This is a genomic window from Pseudoalteromonas sp. SG44-17 (genome assembly GCF_014164235.1).
Taxonomy (GTDB): Bacteria; Pseudomonadota; Gammaproteobacteria; order Enterobacterales; family Alteromonadaceae; genus Pseudoalteromonas; species Pseudoalteromonas rhizosphaerae.
On sequence record NZ_JACJEV010000001.1, the window covers coordinates 155,101 to 177,760 of the forward strand.

The following is a 22,660-nucleotide window of genomic DNA, read 5'->3' on the forward strand; positions in this document are numbered from 1 at the left end:
TGTAATTTAAAACCTTGGGCGTATTATAAGATTAATAGCTTAACAGGCCTATTCTGGCGGTTTTAAAAAATACGTTTGCGCTAATGCATTATGAATGCCCGCTAATTCAATTTGGATTTGATCCATATAATTGTGTAAGTGGCCATTTTTAAGCGCTCTTACATCTTCAGCTTTCAATTGTTTTACCACTGCATCTATTAAATTTATAATCTCTGTAGAGTTTGGCAAAGGTGAAATCAGCGTTTTCAGCTCTATTAAGCAAAACAAAATTGACCGTGGAAATACTTCACTGTGCATCACGAATTCTAATACATCAGCACGTTGCACCCGTACGCTCATCTCTTGTCGATACATTTGATAAGCACTAAGCGAGCGCAATAAGCTGATCCACTGAATATTTTCATAAGGTTTTGCTTCATCGCTGGTGATCAACGTCTCTGAACGAATGTCTAATATCCGTGACGTCATATCAGCACGTTCTATTAACGACCCAAAGCGGATAAACGTAAAACCATGATCATGGTTAATAGTCGCATCTAAAGCACCAAATATTTGATGGGCTGATTCGATGATTTTCTTTAGATAAGCAAATCGGCCACGCTTAGCAAGCCCTTCTTTTTGATTATCTTTTACATAGTAATAAAGGGAGTTAATTTCTTCCCATACATCGCGAGGCATTACGTCTCGAATTGTTCGAGCGCTCTCTCTAGCATAAATAATAGAATTTAAAATAGACGAGCCATTATCACTACCTACAAGTAAATAACGCAGCGCTTTTTGCTCTGTGTAATCAGCGTGTTTATCTTCATACGCCTGACGCGCGCCAATAATATCTATTAATGGCTCCCAGCCTGTACATACGCCTTTAGGTAAATCCAACATCAGCATGTTGTTGACATTAATTAACCGTGCTACATTTTCTGCACGTTCAACGTAACGAGCTACCCAATATAAAGTTTCACCTACTCTTGATAACATATTATTTAGCCTCTTCGTCAACAATCCAGGTATCTTTACTACCACCGCCTTGAGATGAATTTACCACTAATGAACCTTTCACCATCGCAACACGAGTAAGGCCACCAGTAGTGATCTGTGTGTCTTTACCTGACGATAATATAAACGGTCTCAAGTCAACGTGACGTCCATCAGGCTCTGTCCCGTCAAGGGTGGGAACCGTAGACAAATCAAGAGTTGGTTGCGCTACCCAATTCCGTGGATCGGCTTTTATTTGTGCAATGGTTGCTTGTTGCTCTTTTTTAGTCGATTTAGGACCAATCAATAAACCATAGCCACCCGACTCGTTTGCAGGTTTGACAACTAGTTTATCAATATTTTTAATAACATAATCACATTCTTTAGGATCTAAACACTTATAGGTTGGCACATTTTCTATCTTGGGTTCTTCGTCCAAGTAATATTTTATGATGTCAGGTACATAGGCATAAACCACCTTATCATCCGCAACCCCTGCACCGGGTGCATTGACTAACGCCACATTACCTTTCGACCATGCTCGCATTAAACCGGGTACACCTAATTGTGATTCAGGTAAAAAAGCTTCGGGATCTAAGAATAAATCGTCGATGCGTCGATAAATTACATCAACGCGTTGCAAGCCTGTAATTGTGCGCATATAGACACAGTCGTCTTTTTCGACTACTAAATCACGCCCCTCTACTAATTCACAGCCCATCTCTTGAGCAAGGTAACAATGTTCAAAATAGGCGGAGTTAAATACACCGGGTGTTAATACCACTACTTCAGGCTTATCGTCTGGACGAGGTGACATTGCTGCCAACATATCAAACAGTTGTGAAGGATAATCATCAACTGGTAAAATCGACACTTGTTCGAATAACTCAGGGAAAACACGTTTCATCACAGAGCGGTTCTCAAGCATATAAGACACCCCAGACGGCACGCGTAAGTTATCTTCGAGTACAAACATAGTGCCATTTCCATCGCGCACTAAATCGGAGCCGCAGATATGCGCCCATATATTATTTGGCGGAGTAATTCCAACACATTGAGAGCGAAAGTTAACTGATTTTTCGAGTAAGCCTTTTGGAAAAATACCGTCTTTTATTATTTTTTGATCATGGTATAAATCATTTATAAACAGATTCAACGCTTCAACACGCTGTTTTAAACCTACCTCAATAGTTTGCCATTCTTTTTTACCAATAGTGCGCGGAATAATGTCAAACGGCCACGCTCTATCGATCATATTGCCTTCATTATAAACTGTAAACGTAATGCCCATTTCTTTTATGGCAAGATCTGCAACAGCTCTGGCTTTAACTAATTCTTCTTTTGATAAGCTAGAAAAAAACTGTGCTAACTGTTTACCGTGCGTTCGAATATTTCCTTGTGCGTCTATTAATTCATCAAAAAAGCCATTTGTTTGATATGCTTTCCAGTCAATTTTCATACATCCTTCCGCCTTATCCATTATTAATATTGAGTTGTTTTAATCACTCCAATCGAATCATATCAACCGCTACATCAAGCAATTGTGTACCGCCACCAAAAACCACGCCTTTCAAAGGAGTGACATCAGAAAAATCACGGCCAACAGCAAGTGTTATATGCTGCTCATTAGGCATAACATTGTTTGTTGGATCAAAGTCTACCCAACCAAACCTTGGCACAAACACAGAAAACCATGCATGGGTCGCATCTGCACCTTCTAACTTTTCTTCCCCCTCGGGAGGCATTGTTTCTATATACCCGCTAACATAACGTGCTGCTAAACCAATACTGCGTAAGCACGCTATCGCAAAATGTGCAAAATCTTGGCAAACGCCCCTTTTTTGTGCAAAAACAACACTCAAAGGTGTACTAATCGTAGTAAAACCGGGATCATACTGAAACTCATGAAAAATCCGTGCCATGAGATCTTTACAGCCGCAAATCAAGCTAATATCAGCTAAAAACGACGTTAAAGCGTATTCCTTTATACCCTGTACAAAAGGAGTATATTGAGATGGCAAAATAAACTCCGATGTTTTTAACAGCTGATATGTATTTGGCTTTGCGACGATATCGCGAGCCTCTTGCCAAGGCATATCAGTGTCGAAGAGGTTAATATTTGCACTTAATAAAAGTTCCACTTCACTGGTCATAGTCACTTTCAGTTTTTTATGCTGTGTGGCTATTTCAAACGCGGTCACTTTATTATCAAAATAATCCGTAAATTCTTGTAGATAATTTGCCGGCGGCTCAATATCTATGCGACTACTGTGGCATATCTGAGCACGATTTGTTTTTGGTGTTAACCGTGCTTGGTTTTGACACAAGCTAACAAAATCAGCATAACTGTAAGTTGTGGAATGCTTTATTTTATATTTCACGATTGAGCTTGCTCAATATTAGTCCAATTCAATTTATTCGCCGTTTGTGTATGAGAAAAATACTGCAATAATAATACATCACAAAAGGTATTTAAGTTCAGGCGAATATTATGGTTAAACTCGATTAACTGTTTACGAACTCCAGCGTCCGTCCTTTGCAGGTAGTCTTTTTCTGTGACATAGCAACTCGTTTTAGAAAGTAAAATTGCTTTTTCATGTGCTGCTATCACTCCCTGTCTGCGTTTAGTCGGTAAATGCTTGCATAACTGGTTTATTTGCTCTAACTGAAAAAGTAATGAGCGAGGGTATTCTGCATCCAGTAATAACAGCTCAAGCCCAGTACCTATACTTTGATACATTCTATAGCGACGTTTATGGGTCACTAAGCTAACTTGACTACTCAAAACCGCTTCGAGTAAACCAAGCTCTTCAGCTTGCTCGAGTTCTTGCGTTAATAAAGCCCCTGTTAATGAGGTGATTTGTAAGCTGCGCTCAATCCTGCGACCCATCTCAAGTAAAAACCAGCCATTGCTGTTTGGCATACAATCCACTAACGAGCCATTAAAGGCCATGATCAAACCAATCACTTTATCTAAAATACTTTGCATCGCACGTGATGAAATGTTGATATTGATATGCTTTAGCACTTTAACTTGCTCATTGATTTCATCAATAATACGACGACTATCATGAGACAATAATTCTTGGATCTGTACTGATGCATTCGCTAAATAGTTTAACGTATTTATTATGCTACCCGCGCGTAGCTCATCAGCGAGTAAAGCAAACGCTGTTTGCTTAGACACTGCGCTATCAAATTCTTCAAGCTTGATGGCTTGCTCTACATAAGGGTAAACAATATGCTGAGCGCTGATAGCAGCCAACAAACGAGCAACAGTACTGCGGCGTATTAAATCTGGATAAATAGCCAACTCAGTGTAACGATCAATAAAGATACGTAATATTCTTATGGTATTTTCACAGCGCTCTAAATAACGACCGAGCCAAAATAAATGTTCTGCGGTACGACTTGATATAACCCCTTCAAGTAAGCTTACATCCATTCTTTTTTTAATTGGTGTTGGTACACTTTGCTCAGTTAAATCAATATCTTTACTGGTATTTATCCAAGTATCTTTGAGCCAACCAGCGCCCTTAGCGTTAGCACTATTTTGATAAGAGAAACACAGTGCCGATGGCAGCACTTCGATGCCATTTTCTGTGGTTAATACATAACACCTAAATACCACAGGTTTTGCAATTAACTTACCGTCATCCCAAAATGGTGCGCTACTAAATGCGGGTTTATCTTGAAAATAATAATCGCTAGGTTGCTTAGTTATAAGTTGTTTAATTTTATCCGCGTCTAAATGGCCATCAAGTGTTAGTTTAGGATCTTTATAACTACCAAACACTAACTGTGACCAATCCGATGATTTAACATCTTCAATGCTGTGGTACTTAGGGCAATCTAGTAATAATGGTTGTTGTAAAAGTTGCTCTGATAGCTGGGCTAAATTACATTGTATTGCTGGTGATGAGAGTACCCCGCTACCAAAAGGATTTAATACTTTTACTGAGCCCTCACGTACAGCTTGTAATAAGCCTGGAATACCATGTAACGAGTATTGTGTTTGTTCAAGTGAATCGATACTTTGATCTGGGATCCAACGTAAAATCACATTGATTTTCCCCAACCCTTGTAATGACTTTAAACACACTTCGCCATTACGCACTGTTAAATCAGCGCTTTGCACTAAAGTATAGCCAAAGTAAGTAGATAGAAACGCATGCTCGTTATAATTTGGATCATCGATCCCTTGAGTTAAAATAACAATGCGAGGATCATCCATATAATGAATAAACTCGTTAATGCCTTCTTGAAACAAATTTAAAAACTCTTTAATTTGTTGCACGTTGCATTCAGCAAACTCTTCAGCCATAACGCGCCTAGCTATAATGCGGTTTTTAAGCAATAGCCCTAGACCTAACGGGCATTGGCAATGATCAGCTAAGACTTTAAATTCACCCGATGGTGCGCGATACACATCAACCGCTGTAAAAAAAAGTTTTAGCTCATCACTTGGTAAGCTAAATCCTTCACGTAAGTAATGACTATCTTGGTACAGCTGCTGCGGTGATATTTGCCCACTCAAAAGCAGCTTTTGCTCAGAATAAACATCTTGTTGGATCTTATTAAGTAATAAAGTTCGCTGTTTTATGCCTTGCTCTAACGTATTCCAATCTGCTCGAGAAAACATAAAAGGCAGTGGATCGAAGTGCCACTGTTGATTACTCTCACTTTTAATATTGCCATTTTGCAAAAGTTGCGTAATTTCAATGGCACGACTACTTACATCTTCAGCGGTTAAACTTGCTAAACGATTAAATAAAGTATCCCAATGCTCAGGGTTTAAGCCACTGTGATCCGCCAATTCATCATGACCGTGGCGTTTATCAAGGTATAAAGACAACCAATTAGGCAGCTCTGGCATCGTATTATTATTAATGTACAAGCTAAAAGCGCTCCGCTATAAAAAGTAAACTATCATTCTAGTTCAATTTGTTGGTAATTGTATTAACAAAAGCGTCTGTTAAATAATGACTCTACTTTGCGTAATGTCAAAGTGGAGTCATACAATTAACAACCCAAAAATATGATTTATTTGAACTTAGGTTGTCTCCTTAAATCGAGCGTATTAGGGTAATCTGAATTAGTATTTTCTTCATCGGGAACAACAAATTCACTCACCGATTGTGCTGATTCAAAGCTTCGTGTCGCAGCCGATGGGCTCCAACTAGGCTGATCAGATGCTAATAATGATGGTGTGTGACCATGCTCCCAAAATCGTGCAACCCTTCGCCCTTCAGCTTCAAATGCATTAACGGGTAATGTTTCTGGATTTCGCCCACCAGCATGACTAACATGGTAGACAAAACCACCCATTGAGCGGCCTTCCCAGGTATCGATCAGATCAAATACTAACGGTGCATGTACACCAATTGTAGGATGCAGCGCTGTTGGTGGCTGCCATGCACGGTAACGGATCCCGGCAACCATTTCATCTTTCGCTTTGCCTTTAACAATTTTAAGCGGCACGCGTCGGCCATTACATGTAACGATATAGCGGTCACTCATTGTGCCAATTACTTTGATTTGCACGCGTTCTAATGACGAATCAACATACCGAGCAGTACCAGATGCACTGGCTTCTTCACCCAGTACATGCCACGGTTCAATCGCGGTTCTAAGCTCTAACGTCACATCATCGAGTTCTCGGGTGCCGCAAACAGGGAACCTAAACTCAAAAAATGGGTTTAGCCAACTTACTTGGAATGCAAAACCAGCTTGCTGCAGATCTCTAACAACCTCAGCTAAATCATTTTCAACATACTGAGGTAATAAAAATTTATCATGTAATTCGGTGCCCCAACGGATCAACGGTTTGTGATAAGGCTTTTTCCAAAACCAAGCTAATAAAGTCCGTAATAACAACATTTGCACTAAGCTCATTTGTGAGTGAGGTGGCATTTCAAACCCCCTAAACTCGACAATACCTAGTCGTCCTGTTGCTGAATCGGGTGAATATAGCTTATCAATACAAAACTCCGCCCTGTGTGTATTACCTGTTAAATCAACAAGTAAGTTGCGTAACAAACGATCAACGAGCCATGGCTCAGGTACTTCCCCTTCAGGCATATGTGAAAATGCGATTTCAAGCTCATAGAGCAACTCATCACGTGCTTCATCCACACGAGGTGCTTGGCTTGTAGGGCCAATAAATAAACCTGAAAATAAATAAGATAATCCAGGATGGTGCTGCCAATAAGTAATAAAACTTCTTAAAATATCTGGGCGTCGTAAGAACGGGCTTTGCTGCGGCGTTTCACCACCTAAAGTGACATGATTACCCCCCCCGGTGCCGGTATGACGACCGTCCGCCATAAACTTATCTGTTCCTAAACGTGCTTGTTTGGCTAGATCGTAAAGTGTCGTTGTTCTATCTACCAATTGCTGCCATGACGAAGATGGGTGGATGTTCACTTCAATGACACCTGGATCAGGTGTCACGGCGTATTTTTCTACACGACTATCTTTAGGCGGGCTATAGCCTTCAATAACAACTGGGATTTGCAGGGCTTTTGCGGTGCTTTCAATCGCATTTAATAGCGACATATAATGTTCAAAATGGCTCGTTGGGGGCATAAAGATGTACAACCGCCCTTCTCTTACTTCCAATGCCATTGCGGTTTTGATCATTTGTTGACCAATAAAGCCTTTTTGCAGTTTTTTAGCTTTTGTAAAGTTATCTGGAATATCAAACGGATCTCGCTCAATAATGTTGCTTGTCCACTCAAGGCTATCAAGCGGTAATCTATAACCAAGGGGTGATTCACCTGGTAATAAAAAACAGTATTCGCGTTTAAATTCCCATTTGCATGACTGCCAGCAATGTTTCGCTTGATTAAACTGCAGCGGCAATGCATAACCAACAGGCTTTTCAATACCTTGTTCCATTTTAGCTAAAAAGCCTTTACGGCTCATTGCACTAAGAAGTTCAGGCTGTTTAGGCCCCACCTCTTTGGGTAACGATGCCTCTTGCCATAAATGATATAAAATATCTTCATAGGCTGTAGTGATAGCCTTGGTTTCAAGGCCTATTTCTGCACATAGCTGTTCTGTAAAACGCTTGGTATCTGTGTGGTCTAATTTATAATCTTTATTCGGATCAGCTAATAAACTGGCATCTTGCCACAAAGCTTCACCGTCTTTTCGCCAATAACATGCATATTGCCAGCGAGGCAGTGACTCTCCCGGATACCATTTACCTTGCCCATAATGTGTAAAGCCACCTTTGGTATATGCTTTGTTCATCGCAATAAATAAGCTTTGTGCTAACACTCGTTTTTCTTTACCGTCGGCTTCTGTGTTCCATTGGGGATGTTCCATATCATCAATAGAAATAAACGTCGGCTCACCGCCCATTGTTAAATGAACACCTTCCTTAACATATACATCATCAACTTGCTGACCCAAGCGGTTTATTGCAGCCCATTGTGTTTCTGAATATGGCTTTGTAACGCGAGGGTCTTCATGTACGCGCGTTACTTTGTTATAAAAACTAAATTCTGATTCGCACTTATCTATGCCACCAGAGACAGGTGCTGCTGAGCTAGGTTCAGGTGTGCACGCAAGCGGAATATGGCCTTCGCCAGCAAATAAGCCGGAGGTAGGATCAAGCCCGATCCAACCTGCGCCTGGAATATATACTTCAGTCCATGCGTGTAAATCAGTAAAATCTTCATCAGGACCACTTGGGCCATCAAGTGATTTTTGATCTGATGTAAGTTGGATTAAATAACCAGATACAAAACGAGCAGCCAAACCTAAATGACGAAACAGTTGTACTAACAACCACGCAGAATCTCGACATGAACCGGTTTTTTTTGTGATGGTTTCGTTCGCCGTTTGAACTCCAGGCTCTAAACGAATGCCGTAGCCAACAAGATTATAAATTGACTGATTGACCGCAACTAAAAAATCAACACTTCTGATTGGTTTTTCCGGACGTAACGAATCAATCAATTCTAAAAACTTAGGACTCGCCTTACGTTTTTTTAAATAGGGATTAAGCTCAGCCTTTGCGACTTTATCGTATTCAAATGGAAACTCTTCAGCATATTCTTCTAAAAAGAAATCAAACGGATTAATTACCGTCATTTCAGCCACTAAATCAACAGTAAAACTAAACTCAGTTGTGGGGCTATTAAATACCACTCTTGCCTGATAATTACCAAAAGGGTCTTGCTGCCAATTGATGTAATGATCTTCCGGCACTATTTTTAATGAATAGCTTTTAATTTTAGTTCGGCTATGCGGTGCTGGACGTAAGCGGAAAATATGCGGCCCCATATTTACTGGGCGGTCGTACTTGTATTGAGTATGGTGCGCTATACCAACAGTAATTGTCATCGATTAATCCCTCTTTAATTTTTTGTATAGCCATTTAAGTATAACTTACTACTACCTGCCTGCTATTTAAGCAATATACATTCCATATAGATTACATAATAAAATTAGGCTGTTAGCCTATATATTGGTCACTATTGACTGTTTAGAATCAAAGAGCGAGCGCTGTGAAGAATTATTTGGTGCGACATTCGCACCAAATTAGCACAAAGCTAAGTATTAAAAATCACACAGCGCTTATTATTTTATGTAATTCACCAATAAAGCATGCCTGTTTTTTCTAGCGATTAAATAGAAAAAAGTCCCAATTAATCACAACACCAGTTAAATGCTTCGCTAAAACGAACTTAAAAAATAGTTCACAATAAAACCACGATTAAGCTTCTTAACAGTGTTATAGTAGTTTGATTTTTAATCGCCCTGAAAGCCAAACTAGCAAGCTTAGTGTCTTTAAACAAGCAATGTTGGCATTTTATTTTGCTAATTTATTATTAGCATCAATGCTTAAGGTAGATTGTTCACAGTTAGATCATGACGTAATACACATCCCGCCTATCTTCATATTAAGGACTCTATTTATGCAAACATTAACAAACATTGGTGACAACTTGGTTAAAGGAATATCTGCCCGCTATGGTTTAAGTTATGAGGCAGTAGTACATATGTTAGTTGCAGTAAATAATGGCGGCGGTTCAATGGCGCAGTTTAATTGCCCAGAGCTTGGCGGCTCAGGTCAATGGATGCGCGGTGGAATGACAATGGTAGGAGACATGTTCAATAATGGCTTGAAAAACACCGTTGATAACTTATGTAACGAACTTGCCACTATTTTAGCAAACAACCAAGTTTTCCCCGTCATTCCTGCCGGTACTTTAGGTAGCAACCAGTGGTGGCCAGTTAATTTAGGTAATCCATCGAGTACCGGTTCACAAAACAACACCCGTTATGCTGTTTTTCCTAATCGCTTAGCCATTGAAAAAAATGGTCAGGTCACACTCTATGATACGCTCGATCACCAGATCGGGGGAGTAAGCCAGCAACAAGGCAACGATATATCGCTTACCTTTAGTAGCCAGTGGGGAAACATTAGCGTAAATAGTTTGCCAGTGATTGCTGATGATAGCTTCACTCAGACACATTCAAGTCACAATACCAACTTTGCCCAATCAACAGACTTTGCAAAACAACAGCAATCCCCCCCTGAGACAGGCTCAAATGATAAAATGATGAGTAGCGAGTCGACAGCTATTAATGCTTCGCAATACTCAGTGAATGAAACCCTCGACATTATTGAAAAATTAGCACAATTACGTGATTTAGGCGCACTCACTGATGCTGAGTTTAATGAGAAAAAATCAGATTTATTGCAACGAATTTAACGGCAAGTAATCTCAGGCTTATTAATTTTATAATTTGCTAACTTTATAATTTGTTAGCAATATAGCTAATGTAAGTCTGTTCACTGAATAATTTGTCATTGTATTTATCAACGGATACGGTAAAAAATATGAAAACGTTTAAATGTAACTGCAAAGATAATCAAATATTGTTTTTTGAAAGTAGTCACTGCCTTGCCTGTGGCAAAACTGTTGGTATTGATGACAATTTTAACCTTGTAGAACCCTACGAATTTAATGACACAACGGGCTTATATTACAAAGCGTCAGCCCCTGATGTGCCCTATCAAAAATGTGATAACAATGCACACTATAAGGCATGCAATGGCATGGTTGATATCGACAGTTTTGTACCAGCGCCAGACACAGAAGAAGTGCTGTGTTTCGCATGTCGGTTTAATGAAACAATCCCAGATCTAAGTATTAATCAACACATTCCACTTTGGACCAAAATGGAAACAGCAAAACGCCGGGCATTGTATACGCTTAAAGCGCTTTCTTTACCATTAAATAACCTCAGCCAAGATGCCGAAGGTGGCCTTAGTTTTGATTTTATAACCGACCGCAGTGTTAATGACCATTTCGTGACTAAATTAGCAGGTCAAGAAAATGTTTTTACTGGCCATAACTGCGGCCATATTACAATTAATTTGGCTGAAGCTGATGATGTCGCTCGATCACAAACAAAGCATGCTATGGGTGAGCGCTATCGCACTTTGCTTGGTCATTTTCGTCATGAGTTAGGGCATTATTATTTTGACCAGTTAATTGCAAATTCACCGCAAAAACATGCTTTATGTAAACAATATTTTGGCGATGATTCTTTAGATTACCAACAAGCGATTGATGCCCATTATAAAAATGGCGCTCCTGCTAATTGGCATGAAAACTATATTAGTGAATACGCCACCATGCACCCTTTTGAAGACTGGGCAGAAACTTGGGCGCACTACATGCATATTATTGATACTTTAGAGACAGCAAAAAATTTCTCTATTACCGGTTCTACACTCGGTAATGAATTTGAAGTTGAGGACACTGATGAGTTAAGGCTACCGCAAAACTCGTATTACTTTAATAGCCAAACATCAATCTCAGTAATGTTGGATAGCTGGATGGAATTTTCGATTATTTTAAATTCGTTAAATCGCAGCATGGGCTTAGCTGATGCTTATCCATTTGTTTTAACACAGGCGGTACGCACTAAGCTTTCGTTTGTTCATCACGCGATCCATAACAGACTTAACCTTATGCCTGATTTAAATACAACAGCTGAGAACACATAACAACAGCCTTTATAATGTAATTTCGGCAAATGCTCTATCCGGATTAACAGCACTGACACAGATAACAAACCGCAGTACGTTATCAGCCAGCTAACACAACACATCCGCTAATGAGTATGACCTGTATTGCGTTATAAACTTTTGGTATTACAAACTAAAGCTTGCCTGATACTTAGTTGAAATTAATCGTACTCGTTCAAATGGCCAATGCTCAGCGAGCCAATGTAAGATGCATAACCGTAAGGTATTATTTAATTCCTGACTATCATTACGTAGCCAAAAAGTAATCTCACTATCGAATTCATTGTTCACCCCAGGATCAATATACACTGAGCCTAGGCAGCGTGTTTTTTTCGAGTTTAATATCGCATAAGCAAATGCTTTTTTTTCGTTAAACTCTGCGGCATGTTGAGCTAAGCTTTGACGATTCTCTTCAAGGGTCATATCGGCTTTTGGCCAATCAGGCTTGGGGGCGAATATACCTTTTAGCTGCGGCACACTTGACATTACAGCAGTAAAATCAAGCTCGACTACCTGCTCATTTAATGGAGTAAAATAAAACGCAGTTGTTTGCAGCGCTTCTGGGGGGTTAAAATCCGTCGATACAAATAAAGACATTGCTTCCTTCCTTGCTAATATTTAACTGATAAAACCAGCCATTGTTGTTTTAATCCTATAAAATGAAAGCCGCCAATCAGTAAACAAATGATCGAGCTCCAAAGCCAAAACATCTCACTGCGTCCTAGCGGATTAGTCATTAAATATAATCCTGCAATACCGCGAAATAAATAAATCGCAGTTACCACAACTAACACAAAGCGTATGAAAGGTAGCTGTTTGAACAAACCCGCGGCTGAAAAAGCATATAACGACCAAACGCTTAATACAAAAGCGATGAAGAAAGTGATCAGCGAAGGCGTCAACTTACCCTGCTCTGCGAGCATTGCCATGTGCTCACCAGCACCGAAAAAGCGATACCACGGCGCACCAAAAACAATACAACCAAGGTGAGCGAGTGCGGCTAAAGCACTCAAGCTGCCTGCAATCAGCAAAAATAGGTTCATACACTGTCAACTAATTCACATTTAACTCCACCATAATACGAAAAAGCTATTAACTTCAAGTATTCACTGAAATTATTGTATGAAAAGCGTACATTCATAAACTAAGGTCAACATAAAATACAACTATTGCTGTTCAATTGCGAAGTCCGCTACTAAATTGTCTTGCCTGATATTCAAGCGCAACTGTAATTACGCTTGAATATCAGACGCTACACATTACTTTAGTGTTTGCTCAAACGCACCTACATCGCCAGGGAAAACCACCGGTGATTCAATACCGTCTTTATTAACCGCAGCAACCCCAAAATAATAATTATCAATGACTACATTTTTAAGAGTCGCTTCACTTACATCACCCACATAGCGGCTAAACTGCCATTGTGGTTCACTGGTATAACGCCAATAGAGTCTGTACCCCGTGGTCGTTTTATCATTATTTTTTTGCCATTTTAAGGTCGTACTAGGTTGCACAGCACCTGATATTTCAACGTTATTAGGTGGTGCCGGTGCCCATGCCATTGACGCTAAACTTACCGCATTAAGCGCTGTTAATTTTGCGGTATAATCAAAATCAACGCCATCAATGGTATCACCATAAACAATACCATCCTCAGTGCGTAAGTCTTGATGTTGATGGTTATAATTTTCGTTCGTTTCCATTACCCTTACAGCAGCATAACCCATGTCGTTAAACGGGCGATGATGCCCTCCTCGACCAAAGCGATCAAGTCGATAAACTAACAATGTGTCAAGATTGGGAATATAGCGATCGGCAATGGTATCGATATAACGGGCTAAATTACGACTAGCTGAATCGACCTCGCCACCGGTAAAACGGCGTTTATGCGCTTGCTCTTTGGTTTCGATAACCCGCGTACCTTCAGAGAAAATACGTGCAGTCGTGTTATCAGTAACGCCATTAATACCAGTAATATTACCAATCATGTCATTATTGAGTACACCGTGTACTTGCCAGCCTTGCTTTTGTGCATAGTCGGCTAAAATTTTACCACCAAAAAGTCCTTGCTCTTCGCCTGAAAGCGCGGCATAAACAATTGAGCCATTAAATTTATATTTAGATAACACGCGAGCTGATTCAATCACCCCAGCAACACCCGATGCATTATCATTCGCCCCTGGTGCGTCGCTGGTAAAATCCATTACATCGCTGACCCGTGAATCAATATCGCCCGACATCATCACCATCCGGTTTGGCTGATCAGTACCGCGTTGAATAGCAATAATATTCACCACTTCAACAGGATTTGGAATACGCTTTTCGCCAGAAATGGTATCTTTAACTTCTATTACTTCTAAACAGCCACCGCATTGCTGAGAAATTTTCTCAAACTCAGCCTTGATCCAACGCCGAGCTGCACCAATTCCTCGGGTGTTTGATTTCGTTTCTGATAACGTATGACGAGTGCCAAAATCAACAAGTGTTTGAATATCACTGCCAATACGTGTTGCTGAAACATCAGTGGCAATATCATGAAGCTTGGTTTGATCTTGATAATTTAGCTCAGCGGCCAAGGTGCTTGTTGAAATAAACAATGTAGTTATTAAAATAGCGGGCTTGAGGGTCGATAGCTGATAGGTTTTATGATCAGACATAGTGTTGATGCTCTTTATTATTTGATAAATATACAATACGTGAGCAGTTACCTGCTGCAAATAATTTTGAGACCAACACCTGTTTAACTCGTTCAATCACTGATTGGTTAGATAAACGGGATAATAATCGCGGTATGAACAAATATACGTCAATAAAAAACCCACCAATATAGTGGGCTTATGCATAGTAAAACTATCGTATGTTAAACAACACCTTGCTCAATCATAGCATCTGCTACACGACGAAAAGCAGCAATATTAGCACCTAACACTAAATTACCAGGTTGATCAAATTCAGCGGCTGTATTACTTGCAGTATCAAAGATATTTTTCATTATTTGTTGCAGCTTAGTATCGACCTCTTCGAATGTCCACATTTGCATACTGGCATTTTGCGCCATTTCTAATTGGCTCGTCGCAACACCACCCGCATTAGCTGCTTTGCCAGGGCCATAGGCTATTTTAGCAGCAAGCAACACATCGACCGCTTCTTTAGTACTTGGCATATTTGCGCCTTCACAAACTAATATACAGCCATTGCTTATTAACGTTCGCGCATCAGCTTCAGTTAACTCATTTTGCGTCGCACAGGGAAAAGCGGCATCAGCAACAAAACGCCATACCGCATGTCCATCACTTGGGTAATCTGCACAAGCAATATACTTCGCATCGCTGTGGGTTTCTAAATAGACAGCTAAACTTTCACGCGCACCTTCTTTAAGCTTTTTAACAAGTGCAACATCAATACCTGATTCATGATACAGCGTACCGCTTGAATCACTGCAAGTGATAGGTGTTGCCTCTAATTGATAAAGTTTTTCCATCGCGTAAATTGCCACGTTCCCGGCACCAGAAACTAAACAGCGCTTACCTTTAAGTGAGTCATCATTGTCTTGCAACATGTAATTGGCAAAATAAACAGCGCCATATCCTGTCGCTTCTTTTCGAGCCAATGATCCACCCCACAATAAACTTTTGCCGGTAAACGCACCGTCGTAACGTCCGGTCAACCGTTTATATTGACCAAACATATAGCCTATTTCGCGTGCCCCAACGCCAATATCACCCGCAGGCACATCGGTGGTTGGACCGATATGACGATACAGCTCGTTGATAAATGATTGGCAAAAACGCATTATTTCGCTGTCAGAGCGGCCCTTAGGATCAAAGTTTGCGCCGCCTTTACCACCACCAATCGGTAAGCCAGTTAACGCATTTTTAAAAATTTGCTCAAACCCTAAAAATTTTATGATGCTGGCATTTACACTTGGATGGAAACGTAAACCACCTTTGTATGGACCTAAGCTTGAGTTAAATTCAATTCGATAGCCTTTATTGACATGAATGTTACCGTCATCATCAACCCAGGGGACTCTAAACATAATTTGACGTTCAGGTTCAACTAGACGTTGAATAATCGCATTTTTTTGATAGTCGGCTGAGTTTTCAAGAATAGGTTCAAGTGATTCAAGCACTTCTTCAACGGCTTGATAAAATTCGCATTGTGCTGGGCTAGTTTGTTTTAAATGTGCAATGGTATCATGGATATAATTCATAATTATTCTTCCGTGTTAAAAGTTATGCTTGTCTCAGATGTTAAAATAGACGTGATCAAGTTTATGGGTCATCTAGTTAAGAGCCTTAAAAATTGTAATATTTTTAACACTGTAACATGATAAACCTATATATTTAACGTTCGATAACGTGAATTATTTTTGAGTTGATACGCAAGAGCAACAATTAACGCTCATTAAAAAAGAATATAAATTTATGAAATGTGAATAAATAAAGATTTAAATACTAACGCAGAGAGCAGCTTAAAACACCGATGCTTAAAGTGGGGTTAAAAATCATATCCGTACGATATAAATACGGATATGAACACGTAAATTATTCGCCGCTTGCCTCTGGACGAAGTTGTAGCTGTAAACCAGTTAAAAAGTTACGTAATATTTGGTCATTACATACACGATAATGCTTGTTATCGGCTTTACGAGAAAATGCACTTAACTCATGCTTACTCAAACTAAAATCAGTTAAGGCAAGGACATCGATCACGTCTTCCGTTTTCATATTTAATGCGATACGTAATTTCATTAAAATAATATTATTATTTAATTTACTTTCTGGCGCTGGTTGCTCACCGTCGCGCTTACCGCGCTTTGTATTAATAAAACCATTTAAAAAAATGGCAAACTCAGTATCACTTGGATCTACGTAACCCTCTTCCCCTTCTCTGGTTAGCCAACCAATCACTTGTTGTTGAGTCACGTCATGATCTGCTGCAGCAAAAATTTCAATCATGGTAGTATCAGCTAAATTAAAGGTATAGCGAAGGCGGCGTAAAATATCATTATTAGTCAAAGTAAATTCCAGAGTAAGATAAGACAACCAAGCAGGTATTGCTGGCTTATGAGTAGCCATACAGTTTAGCAGAGTTAACAAGGTCACCCTATTGATTTTTTGTTTTGCTCAACATCCCCATTATGAAGGAACGGCATGATTGATTTAACGCCATTTACTACCGATGCATACCTAGTAGCAACGATCCAAAGTAAGCAAGACACGCTAAAGGTTTTTGAAAATGCTGATTATCGTTGGCTTACACTCGGGGATGAGCTAACTTTACAAGGTGTAATGGAAAAGTCACAACCGCAGCAAGTATGTAATCCGGTAAATCAAGCTATGCTGCTATTTTTGCTTTGTAGCGAGCCCTACTCACAGATATTAAATTTAGGTTTAGGCAGCGGTTGTTTTGAACGAGCAGTGACTAATAAAGCCGGATTTGAATTAACGACTGTCGAAATTAATCCGAATGTAATTAAAGCAGCTAAGCAGTATTTTTTCCTCAATGACAACAATCATATTGTAGCGCAATGTGCTGAACAATTTATTGCTCAAAGTAGCCGCAAATTTGATGTGATTTTAATTGATGTTTTTAGTGGTAAATCGCAGCCAGCGTTTTTACAAAAGCAGGCATTTTTGTGCGACTGTCATGCTCGACTTAGCACATACGGTAAGATCTGCATCAACTTTACTGCAAAAAATAAACAACAATTAATCGCTCTACTAACGACACTTCGAAGTCTATTCAGTCATATTGTGGTGATTGAATTTAACCAATATAAAAATATTGTGCTGATCGCCAGTGAGCAACGCCTTGATGCTATTAATATTGAACAGATAAAACAGCACAACAATTTTAGCTCGCCTGATTTAGCTGCTGAAATTAAACAATTATTTCATATACCTAAGCTTGATTAAAAATGCGAGCCTGGTTGAGCTAAAAACGCAACTTCCTCGGCGCTGGACTGACGCCCTAAAATAGCATTTCGGTGTGGGTAGCGACCAAACTGATCTATAATATTTTTATGGGCAAGTTCATAATCTTCATTACTCAAACCTTTAAATAATACCATCGCCTGTTGGTGTATAAAGCTCGATTCGCTGTGCATAAACGGCATATAAAAAAACCCCCGCTGCTCAACAGGTAATAATTGATCAAAGCCTTTTTCGATTGCCAACTGTGCCAATGTTAACGCTTGCGGATCTTGACTAAACGCGTGAGGGGTATCCCGGTAAATATTACGAGAAAACTGATCAAGCACAATCACTTCAGCTAATGCACCTAAGGCAGTCACTCGCCAAGACGCATACTCGCCTTTTGTAATAGCTATCAACAGATCACTAAATGTATCTCGTATCTTAATATCTGTAGCATCAGATTTTTTATACCAACCAGATGGACCAAGTTCATCAAACCAATAATCAATTACTACTTGATAACTAAACATAAATTTCCCTTAGTTGCCTAATACCTTGGCTGGATCCACTCTTGTTGCCTGCCATGCAGGGTAAATAGTGGCTAACACTGCCAACACAAAAGTTACAATAACAGTGATCACAATATCTTGCCATACCAGCTTACTGGGTAAAAACTCAATAAAATACACCCCTTCCAGCGGGTTTGAGCCTAACAACTGACTCAGTAGGGTAAAAAGCTCACTGATGTTCAGCGCCAGTATCACACCTATAAATGAGCCCAGTACCACGCCAATAAATGCTTGGCTAAGTCCTTGTAAAATAAAGGTCGCTAATATCGTACTGTCTTTAGCGCCCATGGTTTTTAATATCGCTATGTTGGCCTGTTTTTCACGTACTTCCATCACTAATGACGAAACAATATTAAAACTTGCCACCGCAATGATTAAAAACACCACAATATAAACAATGGTTCTGACCATTTGTATATCTTGGTATAAGCTACCTTGGGTTCTAAACCAGCTAGAGATATAAACATAATCATCAATTGTTTGGCCAACCCGTAGCGCAATTTGGTGCGCTTGAAAAACATCGGTTACTGCTAAGCGAAGCCCTGTTACTTGCAGTGGTTCATAACCAAGTACTGATTGCGCCTTACTGAGATGGATGAAGGCAGCAGAACTATCAATAGGGCCACCCATTTCAATAATACCCGCAAGGGTTAAAGTGACCCTTTTGGGTGCTAAAATCTCAGTACTTATCTCGTTAACTTGCGGGATCAATAAGGTAATTAACTCCCCTTGCTTAACACCTAATTGTTTAACAATTTGTTGGCCTAAAATAATTTCGTCTTCGCTTATTTGGCTGACCAACTTGCCATGGGTAAACTGATTAACCGCCGATACGTCACTTTCTAGAGCAGGATCAACCCCTCGCACTTCAACCGCTTTTAGTTCACTTTTGTATTGCGCCATGCCATTGACACTAATAAAAGGTGCTGCACCGGTTACGCCACGTTGCTCTGAGAGCTTTTGAACTTTATCCGGCCAGTTATCAATTGGACGATTAGGCGCAACATATTCAACTTGTGGCACAACGCTTAATAAGCGATGTACTAGTTGTTGTTCAAAGCCATTGATCACCGACAAAGCAACAATTAACACTGCAACGCCGAGTAAAATACCAATGGTTGACGCTTTGGCAATAAAACTAACAAAGCCATTTTTTTCATCGCTGCTGCCGGAGCTTGCTCTAAAACGTTTACTTAAATAGGCACTAAGCAACATGGCTGGCCTCTTTAATTGCCAATTTCCCATCATCAAGGTAAGCAATTTTACCCAGCTTATCGGCTAATTCTAAGTCGTGCGTCACCACTACAAAACTGGTATTCAAACTGCTATTAAGCTCTTTGATCAAATCGTAAATTTTAATCGCATTTTGTTTGTCTAAGTTACCTGTTGGCTCATCGGCCAATACTAAATCAGGTTCGCTCACCAATGCCCGCGCAATTGCCACACGTTGACGCTCTCCACCAGAGAGCATTGATGGTTTATGGCTACTACGGTGCGATAGCCCTACTTTATCGAGCATTACGAGGGCTTTAGCATTGGCTTTTTTAGCGCTGAGACCTTTGATCAACAGCGGCATCGCAACATTTTCTAACGCGTTAAACTCCATTAATAAATGATGGAACTGATAAATAAACCCTAAATGCTCATTACGAAATTTTGCTTGCTCAGCACGTGATAGCTTAGCAACTTGTTGACCTTTAATTTTTGCCACACCGGCACTTTGTGAATCCAAAGTCCCCAAAATGTGCAGTAAAGTACTTTTACCAGAACCAGAGCTGCCAACGATAGCCAGCATCTCACCTTGTTGTAAGGTTAAATCAACCCCTTTTAAAACCTCAACGTGATTTTCACCATCTTGATACACTTTACTTAACTGTTCACATTGGATAACTAAATCATTCATAGCGCAATACCTCTGCTGGGCTAACATTGGCAGCTTTACGCGCCGGATATAAAGTGGCTAAAAAGCTCATGGTAATACTGCCTACGGCAATCAGCGATAAGCTCATTACGTCAAATTTTACTGGTAAGGCAATCCCTGTTAACAAGTTTAAACCTATACCTGCCAGCACTTCGTTGATATAAGCACTGAGTAATAAGCCAAGGGCTGCACCGATACTGGTGCCAATCAAACCATTGTACAAACCTTGGATCATAAATACTTGCTGCACTTGAGCCGGCGTTAAGCCAAGCGTTTGTAAAATAGCCACTTCACTTTGTTTTTCGCTCACCATCATGGTCAATGCAGAGACAATATTAAATACCGCAACTAATACAATCAGCGCCAGCAACATCGACATAATGCGTTTTTCCATTGCGACTGCTGCAAACAAAGTACCTTGTGACTGGCGCCAATCGGTGACTGTATGTTGACTTAAAATTGCACTAGCTGAAGCGCTAAAGGCATCTAGTTGAAAAGGATCGTTCAGTGAAATACTCAAATTAGGAGCACTAGTTTGTGGCAACTTTAATACCCGTTGTAGCGATTCGCCGCTAGTAAAAGCAAGTCCCATATCAATTTCAGAACCTGTTTCATAAATGGCAGCAACGGTGAACAAACGTTGGCTTGGTACGCGACCTAAAGGTGTATAGGTTGACGCATTAGGCATGATCACGCGCACTTTATCACCTAAACCAATTCCCAGTTTACGTGTTAAATAACGACTAACCGCAATGTGATAGCGCGATGTCATGACTGTTTGCCAATTACCTTGAATAACTTTATCGCTGATTTTATAAAGCGATGCGTTATCGTCGTACAAACCTTGCAATAGCACGCCATGTAAATCGCGATTGGTTTGTAAAATGGCTTCACCATGGCGATACAAACTCGCTCTTTTCACAAATTTGGACGCAACAATGGTATCTTGCAGCTGGATCATTTGTGCTTGAGTTTGTCCATCAGACGCAATTTCAACATGAGGAATGAGGCCCAACATATTGGTTTTAAGGTTATTTTCAAAACCATTCATCACTGAGCTGACAGTAAATAATGCCATTAAACCAATGGCGATACCGGCAATGGAGAAAAACGAAATAAAAGAGATAAATGCGTTCCCTTTCGAGGAGCGACTGTATCTCAGCCCGATAAACAGGCTAACAGGTTGAAACATAATTATTTATGGTCACATTTAATGCCAATTCAGCGCTCATACTAGCATAAATAAAGCGCCATTGGGTATGCGCAAAAGTGTAAAAATTCATGACAAATCAACTGCTGTATCAAAATTAAGCCGCTTTATTTAAACTTTTAGTTTAGAGATTTAATAAGGTGATCGAGTAATGCTCTGACATTGGTCGCAACAAATTGTCGCGGAGGATACACTCCCCATACACCTTCTGGTTTTGGCTGATTATTGGTTAAAATAGGCACTAAATCACCCGTGGCTAAATCACTCTCAATGTAGTAGTTTGGCACTTGTATGATGCCAAGACCCTTTTTAGCTGCATCAGCTAACGCCCAGCCACTATTACACTGTAACCGCCCCGCAATTTTAATATGTTTATCACGCCCTTGCTCACACACCCGCCAATAACTGCTGTTGCCGACTAAGCATTGATGGTGCTGTAATTCAGCTAATGTGTGAGGTTCGCCAAAACGGGCTAAATAGGCTTTTGAGCAGCAAATTACAAAATGACGTGCACTTAAGCGTCGTGCTTTTAAGCTAGAGTCTTTTAAATGACCAAGGCGAATAGCTAAGTCAAAGCCGCCCTCAAGTAAATTTTCTTGTTCATTGCTCAGCGCCATCACCACTTCTACATCAGGGTGCAGTTGCATAAAAGTATGCACTGCTGGCATCACGAAGCTTTCGCCATACATAACCGGAGCTGTAAGTTTAATTTTACCTTTAGGAGCATTTTGCTGTTGTGCTAATAACGCGGTGGCGTCGTCCATTGCATGCTGTAAATGTTTTGTTTGATGTAAAAAGACTTCGCCTTCTTTAGTCAGTACAACTTTACGGGTAGTACGCGTTAATAATTGGGTATTTAAGCGCTGCTCTAATTGCGTTACATGGCGGCTTATGTGTGCAACGGATACCCCTAATGTGGTTGCAGCGCGGGTAAAGCTGCCTTCTTCACCGACTGCGATAAATTCGTCTATGCCTAACCAACGACTCATTATTACCATACTGTAAAAG

The 22,660-nt window shown here is 40.1% G+C and carries 18 protein-coding genes; 3 read left to right on the top strand and 15 right to left on the bottom strand.

The genetic code is table 11. From position 1 onward, the window contains the following. Positions 1-48: 48 nt before the first annotated feature. From H5182_RS00725 to H5182_RS00745, 5 genes are all read right to left on the bottom strand, one after another. Complete coding sequence (locus tag H5182_RS00725) at positions 49-978, bottom strand: alpha-E domain-containing protein (RefSeq protein WP_145233168.1); 930 nt, start codon at positions 976-978, stop codon at positions 49-51. Position 979: 1 nt separating this feature from the next. After that, a complete protein-coding gene (locus H5182_RS00730; protein WP_145233167.1) occupies positions 980-2,434 on the bottom strand; it encodes a circularly permuted type 2 ATP-grasp protein in 1,455 nt (484 codons plus the stop codon). A 43-nt stretch (positions 2,435-2,477) separates the two neighbouring features. Next, on the bottom strand, positions 2,478-3,356 hold the full coding sequence (locus H5182_RS00735; RefSeq protein ID WP_182759325.1) for a transglutaminase family protein: 879 nt from the start codon (positions 3,354-3,356) through the stop codon (positions 2,478-2,480). Then, positions 3,353-5,872: a circularly permuted type 2 ATP-grasp protein gene (locus tag H5182_RS00740; protein ID WP_182734233.1), complete on the bottom strand. Its 2,520-nt coding sequence runs from the start codon at positions 5,870-5,872 to the stop codon at positions 3,353-3,355. Before H5182_RS00740 ends, H5182_RS00735 begins: the two co-directional genes overlap by 4 nt. A 146-nt stretch (positions 5,873-6,018) precedes the next feature. Next, complete coding sequence (locus H5182_RS00745) at positions 6,019-9,330, bottom strand: DUF2126 domain-containing protein (protein ID WP_145233164.1); 3,312 nt, start codon at positions 9,328-9,330, stop codon at positions 6,019-6,021. Between the two features lie 575 nt (positions 9,331-9,905). Here H5182_RS00745 and H5182_RS00750 point away from each other — a divergent pair. After that, positions 9,906-10,706, top strand: coding sequence for an SHOCT domain-containing protein (locus H5182_RS00750; protein WP_149982508.1), 801 nt, complete (start codon positions 9,906-9,908; stop codon positions 10,704-10,706). 128 nt (positions 10,707-10,834) lie between these two features. Further along, positions 10,835-12,010 carry a putative zinc-binding metallopeptidase gene (locus H5182_RS00755; protein ID WP_149982509.1) on the top strand — a complete coding sequence of 392 codons (1,176 nt, stop codon included), beginning with the start codon at positions 10,835-10,837 and terminating at the stop codon, positions 12,008-12,010. Positions 12,011-12,157: 147 nt separating this feature from the next. On the opposite strand, the gene H5182_RS00760 is transcribed toward H5182_RS00755, so the two are convergent. The 5 genes from H5182_RS00760 to H5182_RS00780 form a co-directional block, all read right to left on the bottom strand. Continuing rightward, positions 12,158-12,628, bottom strand: a complete 471-nt coding sequence (locus H5182_RS00760; RefSeq protein WP_182759326.1) for a hypothetical protein — start codon at positions 12,626-12,628, stop codon at positions 12,158-12,160. 14 nt (positions 12,629-12,642) lie between these two features. Beyond that, on the bottom strand, positions 12,643-13,074 hold the full coding sequence (locus H5182_RS00765) for a hypothetical protein (protein ID WP_182717430.1): 432 nt from the start codon (positions 13,072-13,074) through the stop codon (positions 12,643-12,645). 216 nt (positions 13,075-13,290) lie between these two features. Beyond that, complete coding sequence (locus H5182_RS00770) at positions 13,291-14,688, bottom strand: M28 family peptidase (RefSeq protein WP_182734237.1); 1,398 nt, start codon at positions 14,686-14,688, stop codon at positions 13,291-13,293. Between the two features lie 203 nt (positions 14,689-14,891). After that, complete coding sequence (gene gdhA, locus H5182_RS00775; RefSeq protein ID WP_145233158.1) at positions 14,892-16,244, bottom strand: NADP-specific glutamate dehydrogenase; 1,353 nt, start codon at positions 16,242-16,244, stop codon at positions 14,892-14,894. Between the two features lie 334 nt (positions 16,245-16,578). Further along, positions 16,579-17,052 carry a DUF1456 family protein gene (locus H5182_RS00780; RefSeq protein WP_145233406.1) on the bottom strand — a complete coding sequence of 158 codons (474 nt, stop codon included), beginning with the start codon at positions 17,050-17,052 and terminating at the stop codon, positions 16,579-16,581. Positions 17,053-17,187: 135 nt separating this feature from the next. On the opposite strand from H5182_RS00780, the gene H5182_RS00785 reads away from it, so the two are divergent. Beyond that, on the top strand, positions 17,188-17,952 hold the full coding sequence (locus H5182_RS00785) for a spermidine synthase (RefSeq protein WP_182759327.1): 765 nt from the start codon (positions 17,188-17,190) through the stop codon (positions 17,950-17,952). Here the strand turns inward: H5182_RS00785 and H5182_RS00790 are convergent. From H5182_RS00790 to H5182_RS00810, 5 genes are all read right to left on the bottom strand, one after another. Continuing rightward, positions 17,949-18,482: a DUF924 family protein gene (locus tag H5182_RS00790; protein WP_182759328.1), complete on the bottom strand. Its 534-nt coding sequence runs from the start codon at positions 18,480-18,482 to the stop codon at positions 17,949-17,951. The genes H5182_RS00785 and H5182_RS00790 overlap by 4 nt on opposite strands. A gap of 9 nt (positions 18,483-18,491) precedes the next feature. Continuing rightward, positions 18,492-19,736 (bottom strand): lipoprotein-releasing ABC transporter permease subunit, encoded by a 1,245-nt coding sequence (locus H5182_RS00795; RefSeq protein WP_145233155.1) that lies wholly within the window; start codon positions 19,734-19,736, stop codon positions 18,492-18,494. Further along, positions 19,726-20,424 carry a lipoprotein-releasing ABC transporter ATP-binding protein LolD gene (lolD, locus tag H5182_RS00800; protein ID WP_145233154.1) on the bottom strand — a complete coding sequence of 233 codons (699 nt, stop codon included), beginning with the start codon at positions 20,422-20,424 and terminating at the stop codon, positions 19,726-19,728. Before lolD ends, H5182_RS00795 begins: the two co-directional genes overlap by 11 nt. Next, positions 20,417-21,634 carry a lipoprotein-releasing ABC transporter permease subunit gene (locus H5182_RS00805; protein WP_145233153.1) on the bottom strand — a complete coding sequence of 406 codons (1,218 nt, stop codon included), beginning with the start codon at positions 21,632-21,634 and terminating at the stop codon, positions 20,417-20,419. Before H5182_RS00805 ends, lolD begins: the two co-directional genes overlap by 8 nt. 137 nt (positions 21,635-21,771) lie before the next feature. After that, positions 21,772-22,641 (bottom strand): LysR family transcriptional regulator, encoded by an 870-nt coding sequence (locus H5182_RS00810; protein ID WP_179959209.1) that lies wholly within the window; start codon positions 22,639-22,641, stop codon positions 21,772-21,774. Positions 22,642-22,660: the final 19 nt, after the last annotated feature.

Bases quoted from the DNA above. Each gene is read 5' to 3' on its own strand.
- H5182_RS00725 (WP_145233168.1), bottom strand. From the start codon at position 978: ATGTTATCAAGAGTAGGTGAAACTTTATATTGGGTAGCTCGTTACGTT.
- H5182_RS00730 (WP_145233167.1), bottom strand. From the start codon at position 2,434: ATGAAAATTGACTGGAAAGCATATCAAACAAATGGCTTTTTTGATGAA.
- H5182_RS00745 (WP_145233164.1), bottom strand. From the start codon at position 9,330: ATGACAATTACTGTTGGTATAGCGCACCATACTCAATACAAGTACGAC.
- H5182_RS00750 (WP_149982508.1), top strand. From the start codon at position 9,906: ATGCAAACATTAACAAACATTGGTGACAACTTGGTTAAAGGAATATCT.
- H5182_RS00755 (WP_149982509.1), top strand. From the start codon at position 10,835: ATGAAAACGTTTAAATGTAACTGCAAAGATAATCAAATATTGTTTTTT.
- H5182_RS00760 (WP_182759326.1), bottom strand. From the start codon at position 12,628: ATGTCTTTATTTGTATCGACGGATTTTAACCCCCCAGAAGCGCTGCAA.
- H5182_RS00765 (WP_182717430.1), bottom strand. From the start codon at position 13,074: ATGAACCTATTTTTGCTGATTGCAGGCAGCTTGAGTGCTTTAGCCGCA.
- H5182_RS00770 (WP_182734237.1), bottom strand. From the start codon at position 14,688: ATGTCTGATCATAAAACCTATCAGCTATCGACCCTCAAGCCCGCTATT.
- gdhA (WP_145233158.1), bottom strand. From the start codon at position 16,244: ATGAATTATATCCATGATACCATTGCACATTTAAAACAAACTAGCCCA.
- H5182_RS00785 (WP_182759327.1), top strand. From the start codon at position 17,188: ATGATTGATTTAACGCCATTTACTACCGATGCATACCTAGTAGCAACG.
- H5182_RS00790 (WP_182759328.1), bottom strand. From the start codon at position 18,482: ATGTTTAGTTATCAAGTAGTAATTGATTATTGGTTTGATGAACTTGGT.
- H5182_RS00795 (WP_145233155.1), bottom strand. From the start codon at position 19,736: ATGTTGCTTAGTGCCTATTTAAGTAAACGTTTTAGAGCAAGCTCCGGC.
- lolD (WP_145233154.1), bottom strand. From the start codon at position 20,424: ATGAATGATTTAGTTATCCAATGTGAACAGTTAAGTAAAGTGTATCAA.
- H5182_RS00805 (WP_145233153.1), bottom strand. From the start codon at position 21,634: ATGTTTCAACCTGTTAGCCTGTTTATCGGGCTGAGATACAGTCGCTCC.
- H5182_RS00810 (WP_179959209.1), bottom strand. From the start codon at position 22,641: ATGAGTCGTTGGTTAGGCATAGACGAATTTATCGCAGTCGGTGAAGAA.